This is a genomic window from Clostridium sp., from assembly GCF_040797585.1.
In the GTDB taxonomy this organism is placed as follows: Bacteria; Bacillota; Clostridia; order Clostridiales; family Clostridiaceae; genus Clostridium_Z.
This window is the reverse complement of sequence record NZ_JBFNEO010000064.1, coordinates 1-13,482: the sequence shown is the minus strand read 5'-3', so window position 1 is coordinate 13,482 and position 13,482 is coordinate 1. Positions and strand designations below refer to the sequence as shown.

Here is a 13,482-nt window from a genome sequence, read left to right as displayed (position 1 = left end):
GTTTTAAGAGTTTATGCTAACGAATTAGAAGGTAGAGAAGAAGATAAGTTTATTTCAAAGAGTTATTAGGAGGAAAAAATGAAAAATAATAATTTTAAAGTCATAATATCATCATTAATAGTATTAATAATTGCAGTAGGTGGATTTTTGGGATATAAGTACTACAATGACAGTAAGATGGTAAAGGGAAGCAAGGATATTGTAGTAGTAGTTAAGGATAGTAAAGCAAATTATGATAAGACTCATAAACATTCAACAGATGCAGAGACTCTTGGAAAAGCATTAGATGAAATGGGTATAATAGGAACTAAGGATTCTCAATTTGGAAGATTTTTAGAGACTGTTGATGGAATAACAGCAAGTGAGGACAAGCAAGAGTGGTGGAAACTTACAGTAAATGGTGAAGGCTCACAAACTGGAATAGATGATACGGCTATAAAAAATGGAGATAAAGTAGAACTTAGCTTAACTGTAGGTTGGTAGTTATGAACGGTAAATCTAATCCAATAAAGGAAATGATCATATTATCCCTACTTGGGACCATAATATTTGTTTTACAAACTGCCATGAGTTTCTTACCTAACATAGAACCAGTTTCATTTTTACTTATAATATATACTTTAATATTAGGTAAAAAAGCTATAATTCCAGCTATGGTTTTTAATATGTTAATAGGTATTCTAAGAGGAATGGGAACTTGGTGGCTTGGATATCTAATTATTTGGCCACTTCTTGTTTTAATAGTTTTACTCTTTAAAGATATTATTAAGGATAATTTTTTAGGATGGAGCATTTTATCTGGAATATTTGGATTTGTGTTTGGGGTTTTCTATGCACTTCCTCAAGCAGTAATAATATCACCTAGTGTTGCCTTAGCATATTTTATTAGAGGAATTCCATATGATTTAGTACATATGGTTGGAAACTATTTTATAATGCTTGTTTTAGGTAAAAGGATGTATGATGTTCTATCATCATTATTAAAGAAATCATTAGCTTAGGATTATTAAAAGAAATCTATTTAAACAATATATTTAGCTTTAGTACATAATTAAGATTTTAATTATGTACTAAAGCTTTTTTATTGGGTATAATAATAAATGGAATGTATGTTCGGTATTAAAGGGGTGAAATATTTGGAGAGAAGGATTCTACATGTAGATATGGATGCCTTTTTCGCAGCAGTAGAAGTTTTAGATAATAAAACCCTTAGGGGAAAACCAGTAATAGTTGGGGGGACCTCTGAAAGAGGGGTGGTTGCCACCTGCTCTTATGAGGCAAGAAAGTATGGGGTAAGATCTGCCATGCCTATATTTATGGCAAAAGGAAAGTGTCCTCATGGGGTATATTTACCTGTTAGACATTATAGATATAGGGAGATATCAAAAAAAATATTTAATATTTTTTTTGAAATTACCTCCTATGTAGAACCTCTTAGTATAGATGAGGCATTTCTAGATATCACTCATATAGATAAAAATCCTATTTATATAGGGAATTTAATAAAAGATAAGGTTAAAGATGAGATAGGGCTAACCTTATCTGTAGGAATTTCATATAATAAGTTTTTAGCTAAATTAGCTTCAGATTGGAATAAACCTAGTGGGTTAAAGGTAATTACGAAAGAAATGGTTCCTAATATATTATTGCCCCTACCTATAAATAAGGTTTATGGATTAGGAACTAAATCTGTAAAGAAGCTGAATAACATAGGGATTTTTACCATTGAAGATTTATATAATTTATCTGAGGAGTTTTTTATAGACTATTTTGGTAAATGGGGAAAAGAAATATATGAAAGGATTAGAGGGGTAGATAATAGAGAAGTTAAAGTCACTAGAGAAAGAAAATCCGTAGGGAGAGAAACCACACTTAGAGAGGATACTAATAATAAGGAAAAGCTTAAAGAATATATAAAAAGATTTTCTTATGATATTGGTGAAACCATGAAAGGAAAAAATATAAGTGGTAAAACCATAACCATTAAAATAAAAACTAGTGATTTTGTAAGTCACACAAAAAGTAAGACTTTGAACAATTATATAAGCTCTCAGGAGGAGATCTATAGGGAGGCCTTAGAGGTTTTAAACACCATAGATTTTACAGAAACCATAAGACTTATAGGGGTATCTGTTTCTTCTCTAAAGGAAAGTAGAATAGAACAATTAAGTTTTTCTTTATAACAGATGCTAGCCATCAGATAGAAGGAATCTTCCTTCAGCTGGTACTTTCTCCACCATCTGAAGGTTAGATGAGTTAATCTAGGGGCGTAGCAACTGTTGTCCACCGCCTTTTAAGAGGATGGGGGGTTACAGATGCTAGCCATCAGATAGAACGAATCTTCCTTCAGCTGGTGTCTTTTCCATCATCTGAAGGTTAGATGAGTTAATCTAGGGGCGTAGCAACTGTTATCCCCCGCCTTTTAAGAGGATGGGGGGTTACAGATGCTAGCCATCAGATAAATAAAACGTACATTTTAGGGAATTACTTAGAAAAAGTAAGATAGTTAGAGGAATATTAAGAAAGATTTTAATATTTTAAAAAGATAGAAAAATATGTTTTTGACTTATTATAGACTCTTTATTATAATTTGTTTAAAGTTTTAAATATATAATTCAATGAAGAGAAGAGTAGTTAATACATGAGTATTCAAAGAGATTGATGGAGGGTGAAATCATCATAAGAAAGTTATTAATGAAGGACGTCTCTGAGAAGTTTATCTGAATTTAGTAGGATAGAACCGTTAACCTAGGTTATAAGGTAAAAGATAACTTTAAATATTAAAAGTTAATTAGGATGGCACCGTGGATAATAGCATTCACTCCTTACAGGGAGTAGATGCTTTTTTTATTTATCTAGGATTCTAGGAAACCATATATAAATAATATATATGAAATATAGGTTTCATAGATCTAGGATAAGGTTATTTAGGGCCCTAAGTAATCTCTAGGTGTTATTTTATTTAAATATTTTAAGTTAATTAGGATGGTACCGCGAAAGTCTTCGCTCCTAAAAGGAGAGAGGACTTTTTTATTATATAGATTTTATATATTTCAAAGAATGAAACAGTTTAATAGATTAAATCAACTTAACTAATAAATATTTATTATAGAATTTGGAGGTTTTGTTATGAGTAGAAAGGTTATTAAAGAGTTAAATAGATATGTGGGAGATAAGGTTTTAATAAGTGGATGGGTTCATAGAATAAGGGAACTTAAAACTATAGTGTTTATTATATTAAGAGATAGAACAGGTCTTGTGCAGTGTGTAGTTGATAAAAATAATCCATGTCTTAAGGAATTAAAATTAGAGAGTGTCATATCCATTGAAGGCGTAGTTAAAGAGGGAAAGAATAAATTTAATAATTTTGAGGTAGAAGTTTTAAATATTGAAATATTAAGCAAAGTTTTAGAGGATACGCCTATTGAAATTAATAAGGAAGAGTTAGAAGTTTCCCTAGATACTATGCTTAATAATAGGGTGTTAAGCTTAAGACATAGTAGTCAAAATGCAATATTTAATATTAAAAATATTATAGTTAAGAGCTTTAGAGAATTTTTATGTGAAGAAGGTTTTATGGAAATATTTACTCCAAGGATTGTAAAAGAGGGAGCTGAGGGAGGAACAGAGGTTTTTAAGTTAAATTATTTTGGAGAAGAAGCATACCTTGCTCAAAGTCCACAGTTTTACAAGCAAATGATGGTTATAGGAGGATTTGAGAGAGTATTCGAAGTAGGTACCTTCTTTAGAGCAGAATCCCATGATACTAATAGGCACTTAAATGAGTTTATAAGTATGGATCTTGAGATGGGATTTATAGAGAGTGAAGAAGATATTATGGATATGGAAGAAAGGCTTATAAAATATATATTATATAAGCTAGACTTAGAAGGGAAGGAATATATTAAAGATTTTAACGGTGGACTTCCTATTATAGATGAATCTATACCAAGGATTGATATTAATGAAGTAGCTAAAATATTAAAAGAAAATTTTAATAAGAAGATAGAAGGAAATGATTTAGATCCAGAAGGAGAAAGGCTTATATATAAATATGTAAAGGAAAAGTTTAATAGTGATTTTGTATTTGTAACAAATTATAGTAGAAAAAAGAGACCTATGTATACAATGCCTAAAGGGGAGGAAGGAACTCATTCCTTTGATTTAATATTTAAGGGGGTAGAGATAACTTCGGGAGGACAGAGAATTCATGATTATAATATGTTAATGGATAACTTTAAGTATAAAGGTATAAATCCAGAAAGCTTTTTAAGCTATACAGAGATTTTTAAATATGGAGCACCACCTCATGGAGGATTAGCTATAGGGCTAGATAGGTTTACTTCCTTACTTCTTAATATAGACAATGTAAGAGTATGCACAGCATTTCCAAGAGATAAAAATAGGCTTATACCATAAGGTGATTTTGCAAAGTATTCTGCCACTTTATTTATAGATAGACCACCTGAAAGCTCAATATTTGAATAGGCTTTAAACAATGGAAAGTTGTGATTTAGTTTCAATTATCATGTGATTTATCCATAGTAGAGAAAAAATTAAAATAGTGGAGTAAAATAGCAAAAAAAAGCTTTACTTATTTCTATAATATGATATACTAAGTGAGTAAATAAAAAAAAGATTTAATAGCTAGTAATGATTCCTCTATTTGGAAATCAATTAATAACTTTAAATCTAAGAAAATGGAGGAATTTTAAATGGCAGATAAGAATTTAGTATGTAGAGATTGTGGAAATGATTTCGTATTCACAGAGGGCGAGCAAGAGTTCTACAAAGAAAAAGGTTTCGATAACGAGCCAACAAGATGTGCTGATTGCAGAAGAGCTAAGAAGCAACAAAACAACAACAGAAGATACGATAGATAATATAATATCTTTTAAAAACTATAAGAGAATTCTCTTATAGTTTTTTTTATGCAATTTTATATGTAGACTGAAATTAAGCTTCTACATTGAAGTGAGGAGATATTTTCTTATAGATAAATAATTTCAAAATTCGATCTTTGAACAGGTGTTAAATAATGGTATATTATAATTGGATTTTAAGTATCATGTGATTTATTTATAATAATAATTACTTTTAACTAAAGGAGTTATTATTACAACATATATTAACTCTATATAAGTATCTATAACTTTTAGGTTTATACTTTATAACTTATTTATAATATGATAAAAGCATATATAAATTTAGCTTAAAAACTTATTGAAAAATATGGGCAAACATGGTAATATATTATTCTGCCAATTCAAGGTAATCAAAGTTTATTTAAAAGGAGGGATATAAATGGCTATAATTGAAGTAGAAAATTTGAAGAAATCTTTTAGAATATCTAAAAGAAACCCAGGGATTAAGGGAGCTTTTACTGGTCTATTTAAAAGAACTTATGACAATATAGAAGCAGTAAAAGATGTGAGCTTCACTATAAATCCAGGAGAAATAGTTGGATATATAGGACCCAATGGAGCAGGAAAATCTACCACTATAAAAATTCTAAGTGGGATAATGGTACCAGATGGCGGAGAGTGTGTAATCGCTGGAAAAACTCCCTGGAAGGAAAGAATAAATCATGTAAAAAATATAGGAGTGGTTTTTGGACAAAGATCACAACTTTGGTGGGACCTTCCCTTAAAAGATTCTTTTGAACTTTTAAAAGATATTTACAAAATACCAAGGGATATGTACGAAGAGAATTTAAAAGAACTCACAGAAACACTAAATACTAAGGACATTATGAATATTCCAGTAAGACAGCTATCTCTTGGGCAAAGAATGAAATGTGAGCTTATGGCATCTCTTCTCCATAATCCTAAGATATTATTTCTAGATGAACCTACCATAGGATTAGATGCAGTTTCCAAACTTATAGTTAGAGAATTTATAAAGAAAATAAATAAGGAAAGAGGTGTCACTGTAATTCTAACTACCCATGATATGGACGATATTGAAGACCTTTGTCATAGGGTTATAGTTATAGGCAAAGGAAGGGTCCTTAATGATGGCTCTTTAGGTGACTTAAGGCAGGAAGTATTATCAGAAAGAAGAATAATACTAAATACTTTTCATACAGTAGATCATTATAAGATAAATAAAATCCTCTCTAATAAACCTGATATTAATTATATAGATGGAAAAGAAGATAAAATAATACTAGGATTTAATCCAAATAAAACCTCCTCTCAGGATCTTATATCCTTTTTATCATCAAAAATTTCAATAAAAGATATGTTAATAGAAAATCCCCCTATAGAAGAGATTATTGCAAAACTTTATAAAAAATTTAATATAAACTAGGGGTGACGGTATGAGAAGTTATATAACTTTAATAAAAATGAGATTTATATTATTACTTCAATATAGAGCAGCAGCCTTTGCAGGGATTTGTACTCATGTTTTGTTTGGTTTCGTACGTGTAATGATCTTAATAGCCTTCTTTAGTAATGGAGGGGAATATCCTCTGAATCTTAAGGATACTGTAACCTATGTATGGCTCAGTCAGAGTTTACTTGGAATGTTTCCATGGAATGGAGATAAGGAAATACAAGCTATGATAAAAACTGGAGGAGTAGCTTATGAGTTATGCAGACCTACTAATTTATATTTTACGTGGTATTCAAGGGCTTTGGCCTTAAGAATAGCTCCAACAATTCTAAAATCTTTCCCTATTTTTTTATTCTCCATGGTATTTCTTAAGGATCCTTATAGAATGTATCCCCCAGAAAGTTTTCTAAGTTTTGTACTATGGATCATAGGTACTATACTAGCTTTATTTTTAAGTTGTGCCATGACTAATATAATAACTATACTAACTTTGTTCACTATAAGTGGAGAAGGACTTAATAGAATACTTCCATCCTTTATAATCTTTTTTTCAGGAATGATAGTGCCACTTCCTTTATTTCCTGACAACTTTAAAAAGGTTTTAGAAGTTATGCCATTTTCTAGTGTTTTGGATGTTCCTTTAAGGCTTTACATAGGAAATATAGCTCCAGATAGAGCAGTATATTTCTTTACTCTTCAAGTGGTATGGATATTAATTTTAGTTGGATTTGGTTATTTATTATTAAAGAAAGCATTAAAAAGAGTAGAGATAATGGGAGGATAGTTTTATGAAGATTATTAATGGAATTAAATTATATTTTACTTACGTAAAGACCTCTATAAGAAGTCAAATGGAGTATAAAACTTCCTTTATTCTCTTAAGTCTTTCTACTTTTTTTGTAGGTTTTACAGAATTTTTAGGTGTTATAATATTATTTCAAAGGTTTGGAAATATAAAAGGGTGGACAATATATGAAATAGCATTATTTTATGGGATGATAAATCTAACTTTTTCCATAGCAGAAGCTATGGGCAAAGGATTTGCTATTTTTAGTAGACAGGTTATAAGTGGAGATTTTGATAGAATACTTTTAAGACCAAGAAACACAGCTCTTCAAATATTAGGTGTAGAGTTTACAATTATGAGGATAGGTAGAATTTCTTTAGGGTTATTTTTAGTTCTGTATTCCTCTAATAAACTTAATGTAGTTTTTAATTTTTATAATATAGCATTACTACTATTTATAATTATAGGAGGTGTATGTCTTTTTATAGGACTGTTTATAATTCAAGGTACAATGTGTTTTTGGTCTACAGAGAGTTTAGAGATTATGAATATGTTAACCTATGGAGGAGTGGAGACCATGCAGTATCCATTATCCATATACGGAAAATGGTTTAAAAGATTCTTTATATTTGTAGTTCCTTTAGGATGTGTTAATTATTTTCCTCTTATCTTATATATGAATAAATATGAATATATAAATTATCCTGAAATATTTTATTACTTAAGTCCAAGTCTCGGAATAGTTTTTCTTTTATTTTCCCTGAAGTTATGGAATATAGGGGTAACTCGTTATAGGTCTACAGGAAGTTAAAGCTCCTCAGAAATTTAATTAAGGCTTAAGAGAGTGCATTACATCACTATACTATATCTTAGAATTTTTATATAGAGAATGTATTTTAGTAGCTACGATGCATTCTAATTAAGGGTTTTAGTATAAAAGTTAGCTTATTCATAAAGTTTAGTAGTTATTTATAATCTTTAGAGCAATATATAAATTAATAATCAACATAGACGTTCTTTAAATGAAATAGCTTTATAATGTTATTTAAAGGATAAGTTGAAATTTATATAAAGATTTTTTATAACTATATATCTATAATAAGTATCATAAGATATTATCTAGGAAGACTTATAATATATTACCTAATAGCATAGAAGAGATATATAAGGGGATAATAGGATAAAATATTTTTGACAAAAGAGAAAACTATTGATAAAATTTAGTGTTACATATTGAAAAACAAGGAGAAAAATTATGATAGAGAATGATTTTGAAAAATTAGCCATAGGCAATGATATAGTAAGGGCTTTAAGTAATCTAGGATTTACAGAAGCAAAGGAAGTACAAAAAAAGGTTATTCCATTTATGCTATCATCTAAGGATATTATAGTTAAATCAGAAACAGGAAGTGGAAAAACTGCAAGTTTTGGAATTCCCTTATGTGAAAAAGTAGAGGTGGAGGATAATAAGGTTCAAGGTATTGTATTGACTCCAACTAGGGAGCTTGCTCTTCAAGTCAAGGAAGAGATTTCTAATATAGGAAGAATCAAAAAAGTAAGGTGTGCTGCTATTTTTGGAAAACAACCTATGAAAGAGCAGATAAATGAATTAAAGCAAAGAATACATATAGTGGCAGGAACTCCAGGAAGGGTAATAGATCATATTGAAAGAGGAACTATAAATTTAGAAAGTGCAAAGTATTTAATTATAGATGAAGGGGACAAAATGCTTAATATGGGCTTTATAGACCAGATAGAAAAAGTAATTAATGCCCTTCCAAAGGATAAAAATATAATGCTGTTTTCTGCTACCATGCCAGAAGCAGTGGAAAAGCTTTGTCTAAAATATATGAAGGCACCTGAAAAAATAACTGTAGTAACAAAAGTGGTAAACAGAGAGCGAATAGAAGAAGTTTATTACAATGTAGAGGATAGAGATAAATTTAAAGCTTTAAAGAGAGTAATATATGGGGAAGTACCAAATAGAGGAATAGTGTTCTGTAATACTAAAGAAAAGGTTAGAGCTGTTATAAAGCTTATGAAGGATGAAGATATCTCTGCAAAGGAACTTCATGGAGATATGGAGCAAAAGGAAAGACTAAGGATAATGGAAGACTTTAAAGATGGAAGATTTCAGTTTTTAGTCTCTACAGATATAGCAGCTAGGGGAATACATGTGGATGATATAACCCATGTTATAAATTATGATGTACCAGGAGAAAAAGAAGCCTATGTTCATAGAATAGGTAGAACAGGAAGACAAGGAAAGAGTGGAAAAGCCATAACCTTTGTTTCTTCCTATGAAATCAAATATCTAAAAGCCATAGAAGAGTATATAGGATACGCTTTAACTCATGGCGAGTATGTAGAAGATAGTAAATTAAGAGAAGGAAAGAAGCTTTTAAAAGAGAAAAGTATGAATCTTAAAAAGAGCAGTAGACCTAAAAATATAAACAAAGACATAGTAAAGATTCATTTAAATGGTGGAAAGAAGAAAAAAATAAGACCAGGAGATATAGTTGGAGCTTTAAATAACATAGAAGGAATAACTACAGAAGACATAGGGATAATAGAAGTTCAAGATGGTTTTTCTTATGTAGATATATTAAATAAAAAAGGAAATATACTTTTAAATAATTATAAAGAGTTATCTATAAAAGGTAAAAGTATAAAAATACAAAGAGCTAAAAGTTAAGAGGTTTATAAACATATATATGGATACTTTTGAAATTGAGTAATACTTTACTAATATTACTTCATAAAAATTAACAATTTAATAGTAATTATTAATAAAAAATATTATTTATCTAAAATTAGGTATAACTATTGCAAAAGTTTTTACAGATGCTATAATGAAAAACATAAAATTAAATACGAAACATTCTTATCAAGAGAAGTCGAGGGACTGGCCCGAAGACGCTTCAGCAACCAGTAGGTTTACTATAGGTGCTAAATCCAGCAGAGTTTATAAAGCTCTGGAAGATGAGAGAAGGTATATCTTTAAAATGAGCGCTCATTAAAGAGAAATTTACCCTATTCGAATCTTCGAATAGGGTTTTTTGTTTTATATTTTATTTTTAAGAACATTAAATTTAATATAGTTGTTTATTATATATCCATCATCTGAAGGTTAGAAGGGTTAATATAGGAGCGTAGCAACTGTTATCGCTCACCTTGTAACAGGATGGGGGTAGCTATCGGATAAATATATTTCATAATTCATTAGATTTTAATTTTTATTTAAAGTTTATATTAACTCAATTAAAAAAGAAAGGGGAGGTAGGTATGATAGAAATAAAAAATATTAGGAAAACTTACGAAACTCCAAGTGGAAAAGTAGAGGCTTTAAGAGAAACAAGCCTTAAGATAAATAAAGGCGATATATATGGGATTATTGGGTATAGTGGAGCAGGCAAAAGCACTTTAATAAGGTGTATAAATCTACTTGAAGTTCCTGATAGTGGAGAAGTTGTTATAAATAATGTTAATTTAACTGGACTAAGGGAAAAGGAACTTAGAAAGTCTAGGGAAAATATAGGCATGATATTTCAACACTTTAACTTAATGAAATCAAGAACTGTAGCAGATAATATAGCTTATCCCTTAAAAGGAAAAGGGCTAAATAAAAAGGAAATAGATAACAGGGTTGAGGAGCTTTTAGATGTGGTGGATTTAAAAGATAAAAAGAACTCATATCCCTCACAGCTTAGTGGAGGGCAAAAGCAAAGAGTAGCTATTGCAAGGGCCTTAGCTAATAATCCACAGGTTTTATTATGCGATGAAGCAACATCGGCTTTAGATCCTAAAACCACTAAATCAATACTTGGACTATTAAAAAAGATTAATAAGATCTTAGATATAACTATAGTATTAATAACTCATGAGATGCAGGTTATTAAGGAAATATGTAATAGAGTAGCTGTTATGGATAATGGACATGTTGTAGAAAAAGGTGATATTACTCAAATATTCTCAGAGCCTAAAGAAAATATAACTAAAGATTTTATAGCTACAGTATTAAATAAAGAAAAGGAAGTTGAGATAGCAAGAGAAGGAGACTTTGAAAATATATATAAGCTATCCTATGTCGGAGGTAAAACTAGAGAAGCTATAATATCTAAGGTCTCAAGAGATTTTCAGGTAGACATTAGTATCCTTTATGGAAATATTGAAAAAATACAAGACACAATCCTTGGAAATCTATTAGTTAAAATAGAAGGGGAAATTAGTAATAGTAAAAAGGCTTTAAGCTTTATAAAAGAAGAAGGAATAAAGGTGGAGGTGATTAAGGATGATAGACATATTAAATCCCATAGCGCCTAATGTGGTAGAGCTATTTCCAGATATGATGTTAGCTTTAAAGGAAACATTAGTAATAGTTTTAATATCCAGTATAATTTCGACTTTAATAGGTATACCTCTTGGTATAATCCTAGTGGTTACAAGACCAAAGCATATATTAGAAAACAAATTTATATTTAAAGTTTTAAGCAGGGCAATAAATATATTAAGATCAATACCATTTATAATACTTTTAACTGCATTAATACCTTTTACAAGATTTGTAGTAGGAACCACCATAGGTATAAAAGGAGCATTAGTTCCTCTAGTTATAGGGGCTATACCATCTATAGTAAGGCAGATAGAAGCAAGTCTTTTAGATATAGATCATGGAGTTATAGAAGCTGCTAAAGCAATGGGATCTAGTAATTTAGAAATAATATATAGAGTTCTATTAAGAGAAGGTCTACCATCCATTATTTATGCTCTAACTATAACTAATGTAAGTCTAATTGGTTATTCAGCTATGGCAGGTACTGTTGGAGGAGGAGGTATTGGGGACTTTGCAGTGAGATATGGATACCAATACTTTAAAACAGATATTATGGTAGCTACCATAATAATAATGATAGTTTTAGTAAACTTAGTACAGTTTTCGGGAGAGGTTTTAAGAAAAAGATTTATTCATTAAAATTTATAATTTATGAGGTGATTTACATGATTAAAATAAGAAGATTATTAGGATTAGCTTTAGTATCAGTGATAGCAGTATCAGCATTTGTTGGATGCTCTAGTAAAAAAGAAGAGGAAAAGGGTAGTGAGAAAAAGGTTGTTAAAATAGGAGTTACAGGAGATGGAACAGTTGAGCCAAAATCTCCTTGGGCCTATGTTCAAAAACAACTTCTTGAAAAGGAAAATATAGAAATAAAATTTGTTGGCTTTGGTGATTATAATAGACCAAACCTTGCACTGGCAGAAGGAGAGATAGACTTAAATGCCTTTCAACACGTTGCATTCTTAGAGACCTTTAAAAAGGATCATAATTTAGATATTGTTCCAATAGGAAATACTAATTTAGCACCTATGGGAATATACTCAAAAACATTAAAAGATCCGAAGGAAATTAAGGAGGGGGGAAAAGTAATAGTACCGAATGATAAATCCAATGAAGGAAGAGCACTTCTTATTCTTGAAGAAGCTGGACTTATAGAACTTAAAGAAAATGTAGGGTATTACCCAACCCTTAAGGACATTGTGGAGAATAAGAAAAATCTAAAATTTGTAGAGGTAGCAGCAACTCAAATACCAAGATCCATAGAAGATGGTGATTTATCAGTTATAAACAGTGGAGTTGCCTCTCAGGCAGGCCTTGATCCACAAAAAGATCCAATATTCTTAGAGGATGTAAAGTCTGAAAAAGCAAAACCTTATATAAACGTTATAGCTGCAAGAGGGGAAGATAAAGATAACGAGACTTATAAAAAGATTGTTGAATATTATAATACAGATGAGGTTAAAAAGTTAACCATAGAATACAATAAAGGTGGAGTAGTACCAGCTTGGTAAGAGGATATAAGCTTTAAATATAGAAAATATAATTGATTTAAACTTATATTTGTAATATAGAAAATATAGAGGTAGGTATCGTGATATAGATTATGATACCTACATTTATATTTAATTAAAATTTTATAAGTAATGTAAAGAATATATTATATTATCATCTTAGTAAGTACATCTATTGTAATGATTAATCCTAAAACTATAAAACATATGCCTAGGATTTTATTTGTTGTAGTAATTTTTTTAGAATCTATGGACTTTGATAAATTAATTAAATTTAATCCTAAAAATACTTGGATTAGTCCTGAAAATAGAATTACTGTATCAATGGAAACAACATTTTGAAAATATAAAATTACCATTGCTATAGTAATAATACCAAAAATAATTAGAAATAATGAATAAGACCTAGAATTTACTAGCACAATAGCATGACTATAGTCAATAATAACTTATTTGTGTATTTTAAAATAAAATAAGGTAATTAGATTGTTTGTAACTCGAAGGATAAA

General features: G+C 29.7%; 13 protein-coding genes, 1 riboswitch and 1 other annotated feature. Of the genes, 12 read left to right on the top strand and 1 reads right to left on the bottom strand.

From position 1 onward, the window contains the following. Window positions 1-78: 78 nt before the first annotated feature. The 12 genes from AB2369_RS06090 (at window position 79) to AB2369_RS06035 (ending at window position 12,973) form a co-directional block, all read left to right on the top strand. Window positions 79-483, top strand: coding sequence for a DUF4430 domain-containing protein (locus tag AB2369_RS06090; protein ID WP_367665589.1), 405 nt, complete (start codon window positions 79-81; stop codon window positions 481-483). Between the two features lie 2 nt (window positions 484-485). After that, window positions 486-1,001 (top strand): hypothetical protein, encoded by a 516-nt coding sequence (locus AB2369_RS06085; protein ID WP_367665588.1) that lies wholly within the window; start codon window positions 486-488, stop codon window positions 999-1,001. Window positions 1,002-1,136: 135 nt separating this feature from the next. After that, window positions 1,137-2,183 carry a DNA polymerase IV gene (locus AB2369_RS06080; protein ID WP_367665587.1) on the top strand — a complete coding sequence of 349 codons (1,047 nt, stop codon included), beginning with the start codon at window positions 1,137-1,139 and terminating at the stop codon, window positions 2,181-2,183. A gap of 426 nt (window positions 2,184-2,609) precedes the next feature. Beyond that, window positions 2,610-2,829 (top strand) — a binding site (T-box leader). 300 nt (window positions 2,830-3,129) lie between these two features. Beyond that, window positions 3,130-4,419 carry an aspartate--tRNA(Asn) ligase gene (gene aspS / locus AB2369_RS06075; protein WP_367665586.1) on the top strand — a complete coding sequence of 430 codons (1,290 nt, stop codon included), beginning with the start codon at window positions 3,130-3,132 and terminating at the stop codon, window positions 4,417-4,419. Between the two features lie 296 nt (window positions 4,420-4,715). Next, on the top strand, window positions 4,716-4,883 hold the full coding sequence (locus tag AB2369_RS06070) for a zinc-ribbon domain-containing protein (protein WP_367665585.1): 168 nt from the start codon (window positions 4,716-4,718) through the stop codon (window positions 4,881-4,883). A gap of 421 nt (window positions 4,884-5,304) precedes the next feature. Continuing rightward, complete coding sequence (locus tag AB2369_RS06065; protein ID WP_367665584.1) at window positions 5,305-6,312, top strand: ATP-binding cassette domain-containing protein; 1,008 nt, start codon at window positions 5,305-5,307, stop codon at window positions 6,310-6,312. Between the two features lie 10 nt (window positions 6,313-6,322). Beyond that, window positions 6,323-7,123, top strand: a complete 801-nt coding sequence (locus AB2369_RS06060) for an ABC transporter permease (protein WP_367665583.1) — start codon at window positions 6,323-6,325, stop codon at window positions 7,121-7,123. 4 nt (window positions 7,124-7,127) lie between these two features. After that, complete coding sequence (locus tag AB2369_RS06055) at window positions 7,128-7,937, top strand: ABC transporter permease (protein WP_367665582.1); 810 nt, start codon at window positions 7,128-7,130, stop codon at window positions 7,935-7,937. Between the two features lie 444 nt (window positions 7,938-8,381). Continuing rightward, window positions 8,382-9,821 carry a DEAD/DEAH box helicase gene (locus AB2369_RS06050; RefSeq protein ID WP_367665581.1) on the top strand — a complete coding sequence of 480 codons (1,440 nt, stop codon included), beginning with the start codon at window positions 8,382-8,384 and terminating at the stop codon, window positions 9,819-9,821. 186 nt (window positions 9,822-10,007) lie between these two features. Beyond that, window positions 10,008-10,115: riboswitch (SAM riboswitch) on the top strand. Window positions 10,116-10,411: 296 nt separating this feature from the next. Beyond that, window positions 10,412-11,449: a methionine ABC transporter ATP-binding protein gene (locus AB2369_RS06045; RefSeq protein ID WP_367665580.1), complete on the top strand. Its 1,038-nt coding sequence runs from the start codon at window positions 10,412-10,414 to the stop codon at window positions 11,447-11,449. After that, complete coding sequence (locus AB2369_RS06040) at window positions 11,418-12,098, top strand: methionine ABC transporter permease (RefSeq protein WP_367665579.1); 681 nt, start codon at window positions 11,418-11,420, stop codon at window positions 12,096-12,098. Before AB2369_RS06045 ends, AB2369_RS06040 begins: the two co-directional genes overlap by 32 nt. 26 nt (window positions 12,099-12,124) lie before the next feature. After that, window positions 12,125-12,973: a MetQ/NlpA family ABC transporter substrate-binding protein gene (locus tag AB2369_RS06035; RefSeq protein WP_367665578.1), complete on the top strand. Its 849-nt coding sequence runs from the start codon at window positions 12,125-12,127 to the stop codon at window positions 12,971-12,973. A gap of 146 nt (window positions 12,974-13,119) precedes the next feature. Here the strand turns inward: AB2369_RS06035 and AB2369_RS06030 are convergent, their stop codons facing one another. Next, window positions 13,120-13,332 (bottom strand): hypothetical protein, encoded by a 213-nt coding sequence (locus AB2369_RS06030; RefSeq protein WP_367665577.1) that lies wholly within the window; start codon window positions 13,330-13,332, stop codon window positions 13,120-13,122. Between the last annotated feature and the right edge of the window lie 150 nt (window positions 13,333-13,482).